The organism is Serratia sp. DFXYC6 (assembly GCF_057196085.1).
In genome coordinates, this window is sequence record NZ_JBXUNV010000001.1 from 288277 (window position 1) to 307265 (window position 18989).

General features: G+C 59.0%; 18 protein-coding genes. 9 read left to right on the forward strand and 9 right to left on the reverse strand.

Annotated features, from left to right (window positions below):
• Positions 1–7 precede the first annotated feature (7 nt).
• Positions 8–559: a LuxR C-terminal-related transcriptional regulator gene (locus AC2CGQ_RS01495; RefSeq protein WP_015378702.1), complete on the reverse strand. Its 552-nt coding sequence runs from the start codon at positions 557–559 to the stop codon at positions 8–10.
• A gap of 532 nt (positions 560–1091) precedes the next feature.
• Between AC2CGQ_RS01495 and AC2CGQ_RS01500 the strand changes: the two genes are divergently transcribed.
• Positions 1092–1517 carry a GNAT family N-acetyltransferase gene (locus tag AC2CGQ_RS01500; protein WP_031299895.1) on the forward strand — a complete coding sequence of 142 codons (426 nt, stop codon included), beginning with the start codon at positions 1092–1094 and terminating at the stop codon, positions 1515–1517.
• Between the two features lie 7 nt (positions 1518–1524).
• On the opposite strand, the gene AC2CGQ_RS01505 is transcribed toward AC2CGQ_RS01500, so the two are convergent.
• Together AC2CGQ_RS01505 and AC2CGQ_RS01510 are read right to left on the reverse strand one after the other, a co-directional pair.
• Positions 1525–1956 (reverse strand): GNAT family N-acetyltransferase, encoded by a 432-nt coding sequence (locus AC2CGQ_RS01505; RefSeq protein WP_004941740.1) that lies wholly within the window; start codon positions 1954–1956, stop codon positions 1525–1527.
• Between the two features lie 9 nt (positions 1957–1965).
• Complete coding sequence (locus tag AC2CGQ_RS01510) at positions 1966–2445, reverse strand: tetratricopeptide repeat protein (protein WP_015378699.1); 480 nt, start codon at positions 2443–2445, stop codon at positions 1966–1968.
• A gap of 216 nt (positions 2446–2661) precedes the next feature.
• Here AC2CGQ_RS01510 and ypfM point away from each other — a divergent pair, with 216 nt between their 5' ends.
• Positions 2662–2721: a protein YpfM gene (gene ypfM / locus AC2CGQ_RS01515; RefSeq protein WP_100396732.1), complete on the forward strand. Its 60-nt coding sequence runs from the start codon at positions 2662–2664 to the stop codon at positions 2719–2721.
• Between the two features lie 126 nt (positions 2722–2847).
• Here the strand turns inward: ypfM and acrD are convergent, their stop codons facing one another.
• Positions 2848–5985, reverse strand: a complete 3138-nt coding sequence (gene acrD, locus AC2CGQ_RS01520; RefSeq protein WP_004941747.1) for a multidrug efflux RND transporter permease AcrD — start codon at positions 5983–5985, stop codon at positions 2848–2850.
• Positions 5986–6278: 293 nt separating this feature from the next.
• On the opposite strand from acrD, the gene AC2CGQ_RS01525 reads away from it, so the two are divergent.
• Complete coding sequence (locus AC2CGQ_RS01525; protein WP_004941750.1) at positions 6279–6557, forward strand: winged helix-turn-helix domain-containing protein; 279 nt, start codon at positions 6279–6281, stop codon at positions 6555–6557.
• 32 nt (positions 6558–6589) lie between these two features.
• Here the strand turns inward: AC2CGQ_RS01525 and AC2CGQ_RS01530 are convergent, their stop codons facing one another.
• Complete coding sequence (locus AC2CGQ_RS01530) at positions 6590–7222, reverse strand: response regulator (RefSeq protein ID WP_015378698.1); 633 nt, start codon at positions 7220–7222, stop codon at positions 6590–6592.
• A gap of 161 nt (positions 7223–7383) precedes the next feature.
• Complete coding sequence (narQ, locus tag AC2CGQ_RS01535) at positions 7384–9060, reverse strand: nitrate/nitrite two-component system sensor histidine kinase NarQ (protein WP_015378697.1); 1677 nt, start codon at positions 9058–9060, stop codon at positions 7384–7386.
• 358 nt (positions 9061–9418) lie between these two features.
• On the opposite strand from narQ, the gene nudK reads away from it, so the two are divergent.
• Complete coding sequence (gene nudK / locus AC2CGQ_RS01540; protein WP_015378696.1) at positions 9419–9994, forward strand: GDP-mannose pyrophosphatase NudK; 576 nt, start codon at positions 9419–9421, stop codon at positions 9992–9994.
• A 50-nt stretch (positions 9995–10044) separates the two neighbouring features.
• Here the strand turns inward: nudK and tkt are convergent, their stop codons facing one another.
• From tkt to rpiB, 3 genes are all read right to left on the reverse strand, one after another.
• Entirely contained in the window at positions 10045–12039 is a 1995-nt protein-coding gene (gene tkt, locus AC2CGQ_RS01545) for a transketolase (RefSeq protein ID WP_484593429.1), read from the reverse strand.
• Between the two features lie 18 nt (positions 12040–12057).
• Positions 12058–13008 carry a transaldolase gene (tal, locus tag AC2CGQ_RS01550; protein WP_004936597.1) on the reverse strand — a complete coding sequence of 317 codons (951 nt, stop codon included), beginning with the start codon at positions 13006–13008 and terminating at the stop codon, positions 12058–12060.
• A 193-nt stretch (positions 13009–13201) separates the two neighbouring features.
• The gene (gene rpiB, locus AC2CGQ_RS01555) at positions 13202–13660 is read right to left on the reverse strand and encodes a ribose 5-phosphate isomerase B (RefSeq protein ID WP_172574873.1); all 459 of its coding nucleotides are present in this window, start codon (positions 13658–13660) and stop codon (positions 13202–13204) included.
• A 318-nt stretch (positions 13661–13978) separates the two neighbouring features.
• Here rpiB and AC2CGQ_RS01560 point away from each other — a divergent pair, with 318 nt between their 5' ends.
• From AC2CGQ_RS01560 to dhaL, 5 genes are all read left to right on the forward strand, one after another.
• Positions 13979–15091, forward strand: a complete 1113-nt coding sequence (locus tag AC2CGQ_RS01560) for an erythritol/L-threitol dehydrogenase (protein WP_004936590.1) — start codon at positions 13979–13981, stop codon at positions 15089–15091.
• A gap of 66 nt (positions 15092–15157) precedes the next feature.
• Positions 15158–16426, forward strand: a complete 1269-nt coding sequence (locus AC2CGQ_RS01565; RefSeq protein WP_004936588.1) for an MFS transporter — start codon at positions 15158–15160, stop codon at positions 16424–16426.
• 35 nt (positions 16427–16461) lie between these two features.
• Complete coding sequence (locus AC2CGQ_RS01570; protein ID WP_016926758.1) at positions 16462–17232, forward strand: SDR family oxidoreductase; 771 nt, start codon at positions 16462–16464, stop codon at positions 17230–17232.
• 29 nt (positions 17233–17261) lie between these two features.
• Positions 17262–18263 (forward strand): dihydroxyacetone kinase subunit DhaK, encoded by a 1002-nt coding sequence (locus tag AC2CGQ_RS01575; protein WP_004936581.1) that lies wholly within the window; start codon positions 17262–17264, stop codon positions 18261–18263.
• A gap of 3 nt (positions 18264–18266) precedes the next feature.
• Entirely contained in the window at positions 18267–18923 is a 657-nt protein-coding gene (gene dhaL / locus AC2CGQ_RS01580; RefSeq protein WP_004936578.1) for a dihydroxyacetone kinase subunit DhaL, read from the forward strand.
• Positions 18924–18989 lie beyond the last annotated feature (66 nt).

Genomic DNA, 18989 nt, shown 5'->3' on the forward strand with positions numbered 1-18989 from the left:
GAGAGAACTACTCTTTATTGATTCTTATGTTTAAACGCTCGGTCAAACACCGTACGCGGGTAATATGCAACAGCGGTTTTATCCTGCTGGCGCCGAGTTTTTTCATGATTCGTGATTTGTAATGATTGGCGGTTTTATTTCTGATATTCATGGCATTGCTGATGTCGGCCAGCGATTTTCCCGTTGACCACTCCGAGAGAAAATGCGATTCGCGCTGAGAGAGTTGCGGCGGCTCGGTATAGTGACTGTAACGCTTATATAAGTCGCCGATCAGGTGGCTGAAGCGGATCAATGATATAAGGTTTGATAATATAATGGTCTTATTGTCGACAATCACCATCTCATGCAGGCAGTCGGTAATAATGATTATTTTGTAGGTATTGGGGTTGGCATATTCATCGCGGTAACGCGCTTCAAAGTTGGCGATGGTGACATCGATAAAGCAGACCCTTCTGCGGCTAAAGCCGGCCGGCGCGCGTTTTTCCGCCCAGGTTTGGTTAATGAGTTGTCGGATGCCGACGGTGGTATAAGCACACTCGCTGAAAATATCAATTTCCATTTTATTATAATCCTTTACTTTTTATTTCCCGGTGAGGATGGCTATCTTAAAACATAAAAAAAGAAAAAATCCAAATAATTGCATGTTGAACTTTTCTTGCGCCGCAAATGAATGAGCGTTATCTGGGCGCGAGCTTTGAAGGGAAGGTTATATACTAGCATGATTTATAAAGAGTAAATCTTTTTTTTCAACCGAATTTTTAAGCAAGGTAAGGTTAATAGAATAGACATCTTCTATTAATACCTCGGTAATTAAAAGGAATTAACATAGATCAAGGCTATCAAAATATGTAAAATGATCGGTTTTGACGATCATTTAAGAATGGCTGTTTGGGCTTAACGAATTAATAACTAAGATTTTTCTTGGTTTTGTCACGATGGGTGGCTTTATTTTGAACGTCACCAGAGTCGGCGATGAGGTCATGAAAAAATTAACGTTGAAATTGAGACAAAGATAATTCTAAACAAAGAAACTGCGATGTTTTAAGCTGTAATCAGAGTGTGAACATGGATGATTGATCCGGAGAGCCGGCGTGAAAAAATGTCATATCGAAATTTCCGAGCGGGTAACGCAGGAAATAACGTCCTGTATCGCGGAGGGATTGGACCGTTTTAACGATCAACATGTCGGCTACGGCGATCGTCTGCCGCTGGCGGTGGTGGTAAGAGATCCCGACAGTGGGGAAGTTCTGGGAGGGATTACCGGACGCTCATCGTTAGGGCTGCTGTTTCTCGATCTCTTTTATCTGCCGGAAGCGCTGCGCGGCGCGGGGTTGGGCAGCGAACTGTTGCGCCGCTTCGAACAGGAAGGCCGTCGGCGCGGTTGCCTTTCCGCCGTGTTGTACACCATCAGCTTTCAGGCGCCGGACTTTTATCAACGGCATGGCTGGCAGCGTATGGGTGAAGTGCCTTGCTTGCCGCCGGGAACCCGCCGTATCTTTATGAGCAAAACCTTGTGATGCACATTTAACGCACGTAGCCCCCTTGTTGCAGGCGCTGCAGCGCAGCGCCGTCCGCATACACCATGCCGGTGGTCAAATCGTGAAAGCCGTACTTTTTATAGAAGGCGAGCTTTTCCGGCACGGAATAGATGAAAATCTTGCCGAGCGGCGCCAGATCTTGCATCACCCGATCCATCAACCTGCGCCCCAGCCCTTGTCCCTGAAAACGCGGATCGATCGCCACGTCCGCCAGGTAAGCGACCGATGTCAGATCGCTGATGGCATGTGCAGTGGCGATCAACTCGTCGCCGATAAACCCCCAATAGCAAAACTGGCTGTGTTGGTAAACGCGCCGCAAGGTGTGCGGATCGCGCTTGCCCAGCCCGGCGGCCTCCAGCAATTCACACAGCCGCTGCCAGTCGATGGCGCGGCGACTCGGGTCGGTGATAATTTCCATCGTTTTCCTCTAACCGATAAGACTGAGATCGGCGGCATAGTGCCGAATGGCGCGTTGATAACCGCGGATGTCGGGGTCTGACGAGGTTTCCGCCAGCAGCAGCAACAGATCGGTCACGGCCCGTTTATTTTCACCCAGGTTGTACAGCGCCATGGCGCGAAACAGCATCAGCTCGTTGGCCTGCGGGAACTCGGCCAGGCCGTCGTCGAAAGCCCGTAGCGACGCCGAATATTCTCCCAGGGCGCGGTAGGTGCTGCCGAGACCCAGCCAGGCCTCGCGGCGTTGGGCGGGCGGCAAATCGCGAGCCAACGCCGCGAGGTAACAGGGAATGGCCTGTTGCTCCAGGCCCTGTACGTCATACAGGCAGGCCAGCTGAAAGTGCAGCGTTGCCGCTTCCGGCTCTGCCGCCAGTTGCCTTAGCGCCAGCGCGGTCGCCTCTTGATAGCGGCCCTGCGTTTTTAACTCTAAGAGAGACAAAGAAGTGGACATGATCTGGGCTCCATTGGCGTATTTTTATACCTTTTACACGCTATCGTGGAGAAATTGATATCACAAGGGAATAGCTGCACTGAACATTGATCAGATAAATACGAAAATGTGCGCTAAGCCCGGTTTCCGAGCCCGGCATCGTTCCCGTTTCCCTTCACATGGTCAAAAAACAGGCGTAGAATCCGCTTCGTCAAATAATTGAGGTTGTAAAGTATTATGGTTGATCGTGAATTAGGAAACTGGAAAGACTTCATTGATGAGATGTTGGGCAACTGACACAGCGTTGAAGCAGATGGCAAGGTTGAGTCATTGGAAAGTCACTGAAACACCTTGGGAACGAGATTTTCGTTCGAAATAAAGCAGCATCGGTAACCCGACGCTGCTTTTTTTATATCTCGCGGATCAGTCCCCGGTGGCCGGCGTATTGCCTGCCGGATGCGCTTTACCCGGGAAACGGCGGCGAACCAGCACAAAGAACAATGGCACGAAGAAAATCGCCAGCAGGGTGGCGGAGATCATGCCGCCCATCACCCCGGTGCCGACCGCATGCTGGCTGCCGGAACCGGCGCCGCTGCTGGTAGCCATCGGCAGCACGCCGAAGATGAACGCCAGCGAGGTCATCAGGATCGGCCGCAGGCGCATGCGGGACGCGTCGAGCGTCGCCGACATCAGATCCTGCCCTTTATGGTTCAGCTCATTGGCGAACTCGACGATCAGAATGGCGTTTTTCGCCGACAGCCCAATGATGGTCAACAGGCCGACCTGGAAATAGACGTCGTTCTCCAGGCCGCGCAGCCAGGTGGCGGCGACCGCGCCGATCACCCCCAGCGGCACCACCAGCATCACCGAGAACGGTATCGACCAGCTTTCGTACAGCGCCGCCAGGCACAGGAACACCACCAGCAGCGAGATGGCATACAACGCCGGTGCCTGCGAGCCGGACAGCCGTTCCTGATAGGACATCGCCGTCCATTCCAGCCCGAAACCGGTCGGCAGTTGGCTGACCAGTTTTTCCATTTCCGCCATGGCGGTGCCGGTGCTGACGCCGTTGGCCGCCTCGCCGACGATCTCCAGCGCCGAACTGCCGTTATAGCGCTCCAGCCGTGGCGAACCGTACTCCCAGTGCGAGCTGGCGAAGGCCGAGAACGGCACCATGCCGCCCGCGCTGTTGCGCACATACCATTTGTTGATGTCATCCGGCAGCATGCGGAACGGCGCTGCGGCCTGCACGTAGACTTTTTTCACCCGCCCGCGGTCGACGAAGTCGTTGACGTAGGTCGAGCCCCAGGCGGTGGAGAGGGTATTGTTGATGTCGTCGATCGATACGCCCAGCGCCTGAGCCTTGCGCTGATCGATATCGATTTGCAGCTGCGGGCTGTCGTCCAGGCCGTTGTGGCGCACGCGCGACAGCAGCGGGTTTTGCGCCGCCAGCTGCAGCAGCTGATCGCGCGCCGCCATCAGTTTGGCGTGGCCGAGCCCGGCGTGGTCTTCCAACTCCATGTCGAAGCCGGAGGAGTTGCCGAGACCGGTGATCGCCGGCGGGCTGCTGGCGATCACCCGGGCTTCGTTAATCTTGTTGAATGCCAGCGTGGCGCGGTCGATGATGTCGAACGAGCTGTTGGCACCCGAGGTGCGCAGATCCCAGTCTTTCAGCCGCACGAACAGGCGCGCCACGTTTTGGCCGTTGCCGCCGGGCCCGGAGCCGATGATGGCGAACACCGACAAAACGTCCTGTTTCTCTTCGGTGAGGAAGTACCGCTCGACCTTTTCCACCACTTTGGAGGTTTGCTGCAGGGTCGAGCCCGCCGGCAACTGCACCTGTACGGTGAAGATGCCGCGGTCTTCCTGCGGCAGGAACGAGGTCGGCAGCTTGATGAACAGCAGCGCCATGCCGCCGAGCAACAGCAGATAAATCACCATGTAGCGGCCGCTGGCGTGCAGAATGCGCCCCACGCCGCGCTCATAGCGATCGGCATTGCGGTTGAACATGCGGTTGAACCAGCCGAAGAAGCCGCGCTTGCCGTGATGGTGCCCTTTGGCGATCGGTTTAAGCAGCGTCGCGCACAGGGCCGGGGTCAGGATCATCGCCACCAGCACCGACAGCACCATGGCGGAGACGATGGTGATGGAGAACTGGCGATAGATGGCGCCGGTGGTGCCGCCGAAGAACGCCATCGGCACGAACACCGCCGACAGCACCAGGGCGATGCCGACCAGCGCGCTCTGGATTTGCCCCATGGATTTGCGCGTGGCCTCTCGCGGCGGCAAGCCTTCCTCGCTCATCACGCGCTCGACGTTCTCCACCACCACGATGGCGTCGTCCACCAGCAGGCCGATCGCCAGCACCATGGCGAACATGGTGAGGGTGTTGATGCTGAAGCCGCAGGCGGAGAGGATGGCGAAAGTGCCCATCAGCACCACCGGCACGGCGATGGTGGGGATCAGCGTGGCGCGGAAGTTCTGCAGGAACAGATACATCACCAGGAACACCAGCAGGATGGCCTCCAGCAGCGTTTTCACCACGTCCTTGATCGAGGCTTTGACGAACGGGGTGGTTTCATAGGCCACTTTGGCCTCCAGCCCGTGCGGGAAGTATTGTGACAGCTCGGCGATCTTGTCCTTCACCAACTGGTCGGTCTGCAGTTCGTTGGCGCCGGAGGCCAGCTTGATGTTCATGCCGGCGGCCTGCATGCCGTTGTAGCGGCTGAGGTAGTTGTAGTTCTCGCCGCCCAACTCAACGGTGGCGACGTTGCCCAGCGTCACCAGCGAACCGTCCTGATTGACCCGCAGGGTGATCTGGCGGAACTGTTCCGGCGTCTGGAGTTGCGACTGGGCGTTGATGGTGGCGTTCAGCGCCTGTTTATCGACCGACGGCGTGCCGCCCAACTGGCCGACCGCCACCTGGGCGTTCTGCGACTGAATGGCCTTGACCACGTCCTGGGTCGTGAGCTGATAGCTGTTGAGCTTGTTGGGATCGAGCCAGATGCGCATGGCGTATTGTGAGCCATACACGTCCATGCTGCCGACGCCGTTGATGCGGCTGAGCGGATCCTGCAGGTTGGAGACGATGTAATCGGCGATGTCCTGCTTGTCCATGCTGTTGTCGGTGGAGACGAACGCCACCATCATCAGCGTAGTGTCGCCGGATTTCGAGACCGTGACCCCTTGATTCTGCACCGCCTGCGGCAAACGTTTGATCGCCGCCTGCAGCTGGTTTTGCACCTGCTGCATCGCTTCGTTGGGGTCGGTGCCGGCTTCGAACGTCAGCGTGACGGTCGCCTGGCCGGTATTGGTGCTCTGCGACGACATATACATCATGTTGTCGAGGCCGGTCATATTCTGTTCAATGATCTGCGTGACGGTGTTTTCCAGCGTTTGCGCCGAGGCGCCTGGATAAGTTGCGCTGATGCGCACGTTCGGCGGCGCCAAATTCGGGTATTGTTCTACCGGTAAAGAAAAAATCGCCAATGCCCCGGTCAGGCAAAGAATAATTGCCAGCACCCAGGCGAAAATCGGGCGATCAATAAAAAAATTGGCCATGCAGCGCGAACCTCGTTATGACTTGTTCTATCTTTAAAACGCATCGGAAATATGCATTTCAGCGGCAGGGAAGGATTCCGGCGCTATTGCACTTTACTCGGGATAGTCGAGGAAAGCGTGGAGAAAAAAAGGAGATAGTGTAAATAACGGTAGCGGGAAACGGCGTGGGTGCCCCGGTGTCGATAATTGTACGCTATTAAGACATTTTTATTACTATCAAAGGCCTTGCGCATGTCTTCGCCGCAGGGAGCCGAAAAATAAAAACTGGATCCACCTTACAGCAGGAGCTTGGCATGGGAATTAACCCGGTATTTGCCCGTCGGCTTTATTTATGCTGGCTGATCAGCCACAGTGAGCGGCCCAATGTGCCGCGGTTGATGGCGCTGACCGGCTGGCCGCGCCGCACGTTGCAGGATGTGCTGAAGGCGCTGCCCGGCATGGGCGTCGAGCTGCAGTTCGTGCAGCAGGGCGTGCGCAACAACGACGGTTTTTATCAGTTGGAAAGCTGGGGGCCGTTCAACAAGAGTTGGGTGCATCAGCACCATCAGGCGCTGCTCAGCGCCATCGAGTAAGCGGCCCCGGCGTATTGGCCGGGGCGGGGCGATCAGTGGCTTTTGTACTCCAGGTACATCACCGTCGCCGCCACGCGAGAACGCACGTCCAGCTTGCGCAGTATGTTGCGGATGTGCACCTTCACGGTTTCTTCAGAGATATGCAATTGCGCCGCCACCTGTTTGTTGGACAGGCCGCGCGCCACCTCTTGCAAGACGTCCAGTTCGCGTTCGGTCAAGGCGGTGAAGGGATCGCGCTGCTCGCTGCGCGCCAGCAAATAGTCGGCCATGGCGTCGCTGATCACGTTTTGCCCCTCGGCGGCGGCGCTGATGTGTTCCAGCAGCTGCTCCGGTTCACTGTCTTTCAGCAGATAACCGTCGGCGCCGGCGTCGATCAGCGCATACAGATCGCTGCGCGCGTCGGAGACCGTCAGCACGATGATGCGTGCGTCCACGCCTTCGTCGCGCAGAGCCTGCAGCGTATCCAGCCCGGACATGCCCTTCATGTTCAGATCCAACAAGATCACGTCCGGCGCGTGCTGCAGCGCCAGCGCAACAGCCTCGCTGCCGTTGCCGGCCTCTGCCACCACGCCAAATCGCGCATCCAGTCCCAGCAGTTGTTTGATGCCGCGCCGCATCAACGGATGATCGTCAACGATCATGACTCGGTATTGCTTCATCACCATGAAATATGCTCCCTGTAGCAAGTAAAGCCACTCAAACGCGCCCGGAGGCGTGCTTCACAGTGGGACTGTCTCTTCAAAAATAGCGGCATTCTGCACCGCAAACCTCTCCGGGCGGCCTTCTGCCCGGCGGCAACCGTAACGCAGAGTGAACAGCCGCAAGGTCAGGGCGAGAATGTCAGGCAGACCGCCGTGCCGCCGCGGCTTCTGCGCCGGATGCGCAGCGTTCCTCCCAGTCGCGCCGCGCGTTCGCTCATGATGGTCAAGCCGTAATGCCCTTCCGGTTCTTCCAGACTGGCGATACCGCAACCGTCGTCGGTAATGCTGAATACGTTGTCGCCTGCGGCGTTGACCTCGCAACACACCGCGATCTCGCTCGCTCCTGCGTGCTTGACGGCATTGAGCACCGCCTCGCGCACGATCTGCAGCGCGTGCACCTGCTGCTGGGCGTTGAGCGCCTGCGAGGGCAGCCGACAGTGTAACTGAATCCGCGCGGTGGTTAGCGCCTTTAATGGCTGCAGCAGTTGCTCCAGCGCGGCATTCAGATCCGCCTCCTGAATGTTGAGGCGGAAGGTGGCCAGTAATTCTCTCAGCTGGCGATAGGCATCGGCCAGCGTGCGATCGAAATCGTCGATAATCGTCTGCGCCGCCGGATCGTCGGCGGCGCGCCGGAGCAGCGTCAGCTGGATGCGTAGGAACGACAGCGTCTGCGCCAGCGAATCGTGCAGCTCGCGGGCGATGGTCCCACGTTCTTCCATCAACAGCAGATATTGGTGCTGCTTTTGCGCCCGGTTGAAGTAGACGCCACGCCCCAGCATGTTGGCCAGGCTCTGCATCAGGTGAGGATGCGGCGGCTGCGCTTCGGGCTGCCATCGCAATTCACCCAGCAGTTTATCGCCTTGGGTGATCGGCAGCGCGCTCCAGGTTTGCGCCGGCGCCGGCTCTCCTTCGTTCAGTTGCCACTGGCCATGATCGTCCGCCACGTTCAACCGGATGCAGCGCAGTCGTTCGCTTTGGCGCACGATGCGCAGCACATTCTCGAATGCCTGCTGATCGATCTGGCGCACGCTCAGCGCCTGTGAACAGCGATACAGCACCTCCAGCGTTTCGTTGGCCTGCTGCAGGCGCTGGGTTTTTTCCTGCACTTTCAGCTCCAGCGACTGATAGAGCCGGGCCAGCTCGTCAGACATGGCGCTGAAGGTTTGCGACAGCACGCCGAGCTCGTTCGGCAGCGCCACGTCCAGCTGCGGGTGGCGAAAGTCGCGCTGTTGCACGCGCTGGCTGGCGTCGACCAGATGCTGCAGCGGCATGACCACCTGGCGGCGCATAAAGCGGATGCAAAACAGCACCAGACCGATGATGGCGGCGTAGCCCAGCACGCTGACGGCGGCCACCAGGGTGAGTTTCAACTCGGAATAACGCTGCAGAGCGGAAACAAAATGATCGACACGGTTGACGTAGCCGGCGACCTCCGCCCGGTAGGCGGCCGCTTGCCCGTCACGGATCTGCCGCTCCATCGCTTGCCATGTTCGTTGCAGCGCCAGATAGTGGTTGCGCACCTCGGCCGGGACGTAAAAGCGCGCCAGCTTTTGCAGCGCCGGCGCCTGCAAAGATTGCCGGTACTGCTGCAGGTGCAGCTCCAGCTCCGGGCTCTGTCGATCGAGATCAAAGGCCAGGCGGTAGCTTTGCATGCGCAGCGAACCGGCAATGTTGATCGCCTCGGCATCGCTCTGGCTGCCGGCGACGGTCGTCAACGCCAACCCGGTGGCGAGCACCGACAGTATCACGATGCCGAACAGCGCCCTGGCCAGGCTGCCGGTCACGGAACGTTTAACAAGCAATCACGGAATCCTTTTCTCTCAGGTGAGGGCTGCGCCAGTTTCATTCGAAAGCAAAACTATAACTTTTGCAACTAAATTGCACCGCGATTTGTATCAAGTTGTCAACAAAACGGGAACAATTGTCGTCGTGTAATCAAATGAATAGCGAAATGCCCGCCGATGTTCAGCCGCAGCTCGGTTTCCACTGAGGATTTGTCTTTGCGGATGCAATTCGTCTGTCAGATTATGCGTCCGCCCACGATGTATTTTTAATCCTGGTTTGCCCGGAGAGGCGTTGTGATTTTTGTTGCAAATCGTCTGCTGCGGCGCAGCGTAATCGCGGTATGATTTTCACGTTGCAACTCAAGGAAAAAGGGTCATGTCGTCGAAAATTGAGAATGTGAAGAAAGAGCTGTTGTCGGACAACTGGTATGTGCTGCACAAGTACACGTTTGATCTGAAACGCAAAAATGGCGGTTCGGTGCAACAGATGCGCGAGGTTTACGATCGCGGCAACGGCGCCACCATTTTGCTGTACAACCGCGCCAAGGGCACGGTGGTGTTGACCAACCAGTTCCGCATGCCGACCTATGTCAACGGCAACGAAAGCGGCATGCTGCTCGAGGCCTGCGCCGGCCTGCTGGACGCCGATTCGCCGGAGCAGTGCGCGCGCCGCGAAGCGGTGGAAGAGACCGGTTTTCAGGTGGGCGAGGTCAAAAAAATCTTCGAAGCCTACATGTCGCCGGGCGGCGTGACCGAGATCGTGCACTTCTTTATCGCCGAATACCATGACGATGAGCGGCGCGCGGCCGGCGGCGGCATTGAAGATGAAGATATCGAAGTGATCGAACTGCCGTTTCGCGACGCGGTGGCGATGATCGCCGATGGCCGGATTAAAGACGGCAAAACCATCATGCTACTGCAGTATTTGCAGATTCATCGGGTGATGGAATAAAAAAAGCCGGTCATGATGACCGGCTTTTTTATCGGCTTGCGCCCGGCGGCTTACTTCAGCAGCGCCTGCGCCTTGGCCACCACGTTGTCCACGGTGAAGCCGAACTCGGCGAACAGCTGCTCCGCCGGCGCCGACTCACCGAAGGTGGTCATGCCCACGATAGCGCCGTTCAGGCCCACGTACTTGTACCAGTAGTCCGCGATACCCGCTTCCACCGCTACGCGCGCCGTCACCGCCGCCGGCAGCACCGACTCACGGTACGCCGCATCCTGCTTGTCGAACGCGTCGGTCGACGGCATCGACACCACGCGCACCTTGCGGCCCGCCGCGGTCAGTTTGTCCGCCGCTTCCACCGTGATGCCCACTTCGGAGCCGGTGGCAATCAGGATAACGTCCGGCGTGCCCGCGTAGTCTTTCAGCACGTAGCCGCCGCGGTACACGTTCGCCAGCTGCTCTGCGGTGCGCGGCTGCTGGGTCAGGTTCTGGCGCGAGAACACCAGGGTGGTCGGGCCGTCGTTGCGCTCGATGCCGTACTGCCACGCCACCGCCGATTCCACCTGGTCGCACGGGCGCCAGGTGCTCATGTTCGGGGTCACGCGCAGGCTCGCCAGCTGCTCCACCGGCTGGTGGGTCGGGCCGTCTTCGCCCAGACCGATGGAGTCGTGGGTGTAGACGAACACATTGCGCAGCTTCATCAGCGCCGCCATGCGCACCGCGTTGCGGGCGTATTCCACGAACATCAGGAAGGTCGCCGAGTACGGCAGGAAACCGCCGTGCAGCGCGATGCCGTTGGTGATGGCGGTCATGCCGAACTCGCGCACGCCGTAATGAATGTAGTTGCCCGCCGGGTCAACGTTCAGCGCTTTCGAGCCGGACCACATGGTCAGGTTGCTCGGCGCCAGGTCGGCGGAGCCGCCCAGGAACTCCGGCAGCACCTTGCCGAACGCTTCCAGCGCGTTCTGCGACGCCTTGCGGCTGGCGATGTTGGCCGGGTTGGCCTGCAGTTTTTCCACGAACGCCCTGGCGTCGGCTTTCCAGTCGGCCGGCAGCTCGCCGTTCATGCGGCGCTTGAACTCGGCGGCCAGTTCCGGGAAGGCCCTGGCGTAGGCGGCGAACTTGTCGTTCCAGGCCGCTTCCTTGGCCTGACCGGCTTCTTTGGCGTCCCACTGGGCGTAGATGTCCTGCGGGATTTCAAAGGCGGCGTATTTCCAGCCCAGTGCTTCGCGGGTGGCGGCCACTTCGGCGGCGCCCAGCGCGGCGCCGTGCACGTCATGGGTGCCGGCCTTGTTCGGCGAACCGAAGCCGATAACGGTCTTGCACATCAGCAGCGACGGCTTGTCGGTCACCTTGCGCGCTTCTTCAATCGCCGCCTTGATGGCGTCCGGGTTGTGGCCGTCGACGTTGCGCACCACGTGCCAGCCGTAGGCTTCGAAGCGCAGGGCGGTGTCGTCGGTGAACCAGCCGTCGACGTGGCCGTCGATGGAGATGCCGTTGTCATCGTAGAAGGCGGTCAGCTTGCCGAGCTTGAGGGTGCCGGCCAGGGAGCAGACTTCGTGCGAGATGCCTTCCATCATGCAGCCGTCGCCCATGAAGGCGTAGGTGTGGTGGTCGACGATGTCGTGGCCAGGGCGGTTGAACTGCGCCGCCAGGGTGCGTTCGGCGATGGCGAAGCCGACGGCGTTGGCGATGCCCTGGCCCAGCGGGCCGGTGGTGGTTTCAACGCCCGGGGTGTAGCCGTACTCCGGGTGGCCCGGGGTTTTGGAATGCAGCTGACGGAAGTTTTCCAGCTCGCGCATCGGCAGGTCGTAGCCGGTGAGGTGCAGGAGGCTGTAAATCAACATGGAGCCGTGGCCGTTGGAGAGCACGAAACGGTCGCGGTCAGCCCAGTGCGGGTTAGTCGGGTTGTGGTTGAGGTAGTCACGCCACAGGACTTCGGCGATGTCCGCCATGCCCATAGGGGCCCCCGGGTGGCCGGAATTTGCTTTTTGTACGGCGTCCATGCTGAGTGCGCGGATAGCGTTGGCAAGCTCTTTACGAGAAGACATAACGAAACTCCAGTGCGATTACAGTTGAGCGGCCAACATGTCTTCCAGCTTCTGCTGGTCGACGGCGAACAGGCGAATGCCTTCGGCGAGTTTTTCCACCGCCATGGCGTCCTGGTTGTGCAGCCAGCGGAACTCCGCTTCGGCCAGCGGAGCCGGTTGGTGGAAGCCCTCGGTAGACGGGGTCAACTTGCGTTCGACCGGCTGCTCGCTGTTTTTCAGCTGTTCCAGCAGGTTTGGCGCGATGGTCAGGCGATCGCAGCCGGCCAGCGCCAGGATCTGCTCAACCTTGCGGAAGCTGGCGCCCATGATTACCGTCTGGTAACGATGACGCTTGTAGTATTCATAGATGGTGCGCACCGATTTCACGCCCGGATCCTGATCGGCGTCGTAGTCGGCGGCAGGCTGTTTGGCCTGGTACCAGTCATAGATGCGGCCGACGAACGGCGAGATCAGATACACGCCGGCTTCGGCGCAGGCGCGGGCCTGGGCGAAGGAGAACAGCAGCGTCAGGTTGGTGTTGATGCCTTCTTTTTCCAGCTCTTCGGCGGCTTTGATGCCTTCCCAGGTGGAAGCCAGTTTGATCAGGATGCGCGATTTGTCGATGCCTTGTTCTTGGTACATGGCGATCAGCTTGCGCGCTTTGGCGACGCACATGCCGCGGTCGAACGACAGGCGGGCGTCCACTTCGGTGGAGATGCGGCCCGGCACGCTTTTGAGGATCTCGACGCCGATATTGACCGCCAGCTTATCGCTGGCGTTGATCAGCTGGGTTTCCTTGCTGCCGCCCTGGCGGCGGGCATACTCCAACGCTTCGGTGATCAGCGCCTTGTACTGCGGCAGCGCGGCGGCTTTCAGGATCAGCGAAGGGTTGGTGGTGGCGTCCTGGGGTTCGAACTGGCGGATGGATTCGATATCGCCGCTGTCGGCGACCACCGTGGTCAGCTGCTTGAGTGCGTCTAATTGATTCATTGATAAGCTCCTTGACCAAGCTCAATGTAGGGAAATGAGAACCTTTTTCATCATAGGGGGAACACACTGCATCATCGGATCGAGAATGAAAATGCGCTTTTTCTGATTGTTGCGATGGATAATAACAATGAATGCCGAATAAACCCAGGCGGAGCGCGGCTTGCGCGCGACCGCCATCGAGACGGCAGGCGGTTTAATGCCGTCCGGCCGCGTTTTCGTAATAGCCGATCCGCTCGACTTTCGGCGCCGATCCTCCCCCTTCAAACTCCGATTCCAGCCAGGCATCGACGATGGCTTTCGCCAGTTCGGCGCCGATGACCCGCGCGCCCAGCGTGATGATCTGAGCATCATTGCTTTTGCGCGCCCGCTGGGCGGAGTAGGTATCGTGACATTGCGCCGCACGAATGCCGGGCACTTTATTGGCCACGATGCTCATACCGATGCCGGTGCCGCACAGCAGGATGCCCCGCCGATGTTTTTCCTCCCGTATCGCCTGCGCGACGCGATAGGCGATATCGGGATAGATCCCCGTTTCTGCGACGCGATCCGTCGTGTAGTCAATGACGGGGATGTCCCGTTGTTGCAGGTGGGCAACGATCAGATCTTTCAGTTCAATGGCGGCATCATCGGCGCCGATGGCGATAGGCAGCATAGCGATCTCCTGATTGGTAACGAAAAGGGTGGCGATCCTCGGTGGCGCCACGTTCATTACCGTATCCCTGTTTAATCAAATGTTCAATCTGTGTTCTTTTGTTTTTTGCCTGGCTTTTCAGTTTGCCACTGTAAAAGGTGATCTTAGTCACTAAAAAAGGGCTTTTAATCGTTGTTCACTCTAGTGGAGACGGGTTTTTGAGCGATATCACACTTTGATAAGTTCACTGTGGGCAAATTGAACGCATAGCGTTAGTGTTCATTTGTTCTTTGTTCGTGTTAATGATCAAAAGAAGTTTCCCTACCAGAGGAGAGTGCTATGTGTCAGACCTGCATAACAGAGGCGAAAATGGCGGCCGGTATCCCCGAGATCATGAAGGCGGTTGTGGCGTACGCCCCGAAAGATTACCGCCTGGAACAGGTGCCGGTACCGAAGATCGGCCCGAAAGAGATCCTGGTGAAGATCGAAGCCTGCGGCATCTGCGCCGGTGATGTTAAAGCGTTCGAAGGGGCGCCCAGCTTCTGGGGCGATGAAAAACAACCGGCGTACATCAAGGCGCCGATGATCCCCGGCCATGAATTCATCGGCCATGTCGTGGGGTACGGTGAAGGCGTCGAGGGCTTCAATCTCGGCGATCGCGTGATATCAGAACAAATCGTTCCCTGCTGGCAATGCCGCTTCTGCAACCGCGGTCAGTATTGGATGTGCGAAAAGCATGACCTGTACGGTTTCCAGAAAAACGTTAACGGCGGCATGGCCGAGTACATGAAGTTCACCAAAGAGGCGATTAACTATCATGTGCCGGCCGACCTGCCGATCGAAAAAGCCATTCTGATCGAACCCTATGCTTGCTCCTTCCATGCGGTGCAACGCGCCAATATCAAACTGGGCGATGTGGTGGTGTTGGCCGGCGCCGGCACCCTGGGGCTGGGCATGATCGGGGCCATCAAGAAATCCGGGCCCTCGAAGCTGGTGGTGCTGGATCTGTCCGACGAACGTCTGGCCTTGGCGAAGCGCTTCGGCGCGGATGTGACGCTCAATCCCACCCGTGACGACGTGCCCGCCGCGGTTAAAGCGATGACCGAGGGCTACGGCTGCGACATCTACATCGAGGCGACCGGCGCACAGAAGTCCGTGGAACAGGGCCTGACGCTGATCCGCAAGCTCGGCACCTTCGTCGAATTTTCCGTGTTTAAGGATCCGGTGACCGTCGACTGGAGCATCATCAGTGACCGCAAGGAACTGGACGTGCTCGGTTCGCACCTCGGCCCTTACTGCTATCCGCTGGTGATCGAAGGCATCGCCAATGGCGATCTGCCGACCGAAGGCGTGGTGACGCATACGTTGCCGCTGGAACAGTTCGCCGAAGGTTTCGAGCTGATGAAGCGCGGTATCGGTTCAATCAAAGTGGTGCTTAATCCAAACCTCTGAAACCTGCGTCGTTCCTCGGGTGCGGGCGAGCCTGCGCCTCCATAATCACATGTGCTGGGGTGTTCTATGTTGCATGGACTGATTCATCGCATTGGTCTGTCACCGAAACTGCTGCTGGGCTATGCCGGCGTGTTGGTGTTCATGATGGGCGAAGGGCTGGAACAGGGCTGGCTGTCGCCTTATTTGATTGGCAAAGGGCTGAGCATTCAGGAATCGGCGCTGCTGTTCAGCGTTTATGGCTTTGCGGCCGCCATCGCCGCCTGGTTTTCCGGCGTGTTGGCGGAAATCTTTACCGCCCGGCGGGTGATGTTGGCCGGCCTGCTGCTGTTTCTGTTCGGTTCGGTGTGTTTTTTGACGTTCGGCCTGCCGAGCAACAACCTGGCGATCATGGTGCCGACCTATGCGCTGCGCGGCTTGGGTTATCCGTTGTTCGCCTACGGTTTTCTGGTGTGGGTGGCGTATGAGGCGCCGCCGGAAAGGCTGGGGTCGGCGGTGGGGATTTTCTGGTTCGTCTACAGCGGCGGGCTCAGCGTGCTGGGCGTGCTGTATTCCAGCATCATGCTGCCTTATCTCGGCGAGATCCACACGCTGTGGAGCGCGCTGATTTTCGTCGTGCTGGGCGCGGTGATTGCTCTGATGCTCAATCGCGACGACGGCGCGGCACAGAGCGGCAACCGGGAAAAAGCGTCGCTGGGTTATGTCTTGAAGGGCATCACCATCGCGTTTGAAAACCCGAAGATTGGCCTGGGCGGCATCGTGCGCACCATTAATACCTCTGCGGCTTACGGCTTCGTCGTATTCATGCCCATGTACATGATGGATATGGGGTTCACCCGCACGCATTGGCTGCAGATGTACGCCGCGCTGTGGACGGTCAACATCATTTTCAACCTGATTTTCGGCGTGATCAGCGACGGGCTCGGCTGGCGCAATGTGGTGATGTGGTTTGGCTGCGTCGGCTGTGCCTTGACCACGCTGATGTTCTACTACGTGCCGCAATTCTTCGGCGCCAACTACCTGCTGACCGTGTGCGCCGCGGGGTTGTTCGGCGCCTGCCTGGCGGCGTTCGTGCCGCTGTCGGCCATCATGCCGTCGCTGGCGCCGGACAATAAGGGCGCGGCGATGTCGATTCTCAATCTGGGTGCCGGCCTGAGCACCTTTGTCGGCCCGGCGGTGGTGGGGCTGTTTATCGGCAGCCTCGGCACCGTTGGCGTGATCTGGATCTTTACCGGTTTGTACCTGTTCAGCGGCGTGCTGATGAAATTTGTCACGCTGCCGAAGGAAAGCGCGACGGCGCAGGAAGAACGCGGCGCGAGTTTGGCGAAAATATCCTGACCGAGGGTGAAGTTCACAGTTTTAAGGGGAAATTTATGATTAATCATCAAACTACGGCGCCGCGCGAGCTCTCGCTGCAGGGCAAGGTGGCGCTGATTACCGGCGGCGCTGCGGGGATCGGCCTCGCTATTGCCGAACGCTATCTGCAAAACGGCGCGCGCGTGGCGCTGCTCGATCGGGCGCCGCAGGTTGCTGAAGTGGCGCGACAGCTGGACGCCGAGGCGGCGGTGGGCGTCGTGGCCGACGTCACCGATGCCGCGTCGGTGGAGCGGGCGATAGCGCAGATTGAGGCGCATTTCGGGCGGCTGGACGTGCTGGTCAACAGTGCCGGCATCGTTGCGCTGCATCCGGCCGAGGAGCTGCCGGAAACGGCGTGGGATGCAACCCTGGCGGTCAATCTGAAAGGCGTGTTTCTTACCTGCCAGGCGGTGGGGCGCCGTTTCATTCGCCAGCGCGGCGGCAGCATCATCAATCTCGCCTCGCAGGCCGGGGTGGTGGCTTTGCCTAATCACCTGGCCTATTGCGCCAGCAAGGCGGGCGTAATCGGTCTGACCCAGGTGTTGGCGCTGGAGTGGGGGCCGCACAACGTGCGGGTCAACGCCATTTCGCCCACCGTGGTTTTGACGGAGCTGGGCCGTAAGGCCTGGTCAGGCGAGGTGGCGGAACAAATGAAGCAGAAAATCCCGCTGCGGCGTTTCGCCGAGCCGCAAGATATCGCCGCCAGCGCCCTGTTTTTGGCCGGCGACGCGGCGGCGATGATCACCGGCGCCAACCTGGTGGTCGACGGCGGTTACACCATTCAATAATTTCTTATTCAGGCGACAGAGAGGCCGCGATGAACAGAATCATTAACGATCCCGATCACGTAGTGGAAGACGCCATTCAGGGCTACAGGCTGGCCCACCCGAACTATTATGCCGCCACCGACAATGCGCGGGTGTTGAAATATCCGCCTGCGCCGATCGCCGGCAAAGTGGGCATCGTCACCGGCGGCGGTTCCGGCCACGAGCCGGCGTTCCTGGGGTATGTCGGCAAAAACATGTTGGATGCCGTCGCGATTGGCGAGATTTTTTCATCGCCTACGGCGGGGGCTTTTCTCGACGCTTTCAAGGCGGCGGACAGCGGTGCGGGCGTCGCTTGCCTGTACGGCAACTACGCTGGCGACAACATGAACGTCAAGATGGCGATCAAGAAGGCCACGGCGGCCGGCATACGGGTGAAAACCGTGGTGGCCAACGATGATGTCGCCTCGGCGCCGGCCAGTGAGATCGATAAACGGCGCGGCGTGGCCGGCGAAATTCTGATGTGGAAGGTCGGCGCGGCGGCGGCGGCCAAGGGATACGATCTGGACGGCGTGATCGGCGCGGCGCAAAAGGCCATCGACCGGTGTCGTTCGATCGGCGTCGGCCTCAGTTCCTGCACCATTCCCGCGGTCGGCAAACCCAATTTTCATATCGAAGACGGCAAGATGGAGATCGGCATCGGCCATCACGGCGAACCGGGCATTGAGGTATCGCCGATCCAATCGGCGTCGGCGATGGCCGGCACCATGCTCGATTTCGTGCTCAACGACATGCCGCTGGAACAGGGGCAGGAGGTGGCGTTGCTGATCTCCGGGCTTGGCGCCACGCCGGTGATGGAGCTGTATATCTATTATGCCGAAATAGAGCGTCGGTTGACGGCGAAAGGCGTGCGGGTGCATCGGCGCTACGTCGGCAATTACTTCACGTCGCTGGAAATGATGGGCGTGACGCTGACGCTGATGACGCTGGATGACGAACTGAAAACGCTGCTGGACATGCCGGCGCAATCTTTAGGCTTAACCCAGGTGGAGTGAATCATGACGGAACAAATTTCAACCCGGTACGGCAGTGAGATCGTTACGGGGCTGATAGAAACCATTGTCAGCAACCGCGAGTATCTGAGCGAAATCGACGGCGCCATCGGCGACGGTGACCACGGCATTAATATGTCGAAGGGATTCGCGATGTGCGGCGATGCCATTCGCGGCCGCGAGCTCACGCTGGCGCAGGCGTTCGATGCGGTATCGGATGCGCTGATGGAGGGCATCGGCGGTTCGATGGGGCCGCTGTACGGCAGCCTGTTCATGGGCATGGCGGAGAGCGTCCGTGAGCGCAGCGTGCTGGACAAGCAGGCATTTTTGGCGATGTTGCACGGCGGGTTGCGCGAACTGCAGGACATCAGCAGCGCGGGCGTGGGCGACAAGTGTCTGATGGATACGCTGATACCGGCGGTGGCGGCATTTGAGCAAGCGGTGGGACGCGGTGACGACTTTGCCGCTGCGCTGGAACAAATGAAAATCGCCGCAGAGCGCGGGCGGGACTCCACCCGCGAGCTGGTGGCGAAAATCGGCCGCGCCAGCCGTCTGGGCGAGCGTTCGCGCGGCGTACTGGACGCCGGCGCGGTATCTTGCTGCCTGCTCTTGACCCGATTGGCGGACGAGGTGGAGCAACGACTGAATACCGTTGCCGCCTGAACGCGTTATACTAGCGGGCATTCAGCCTTGTCGGAGGGGCGTGTATCGTCCCTCCGCCATCATCAA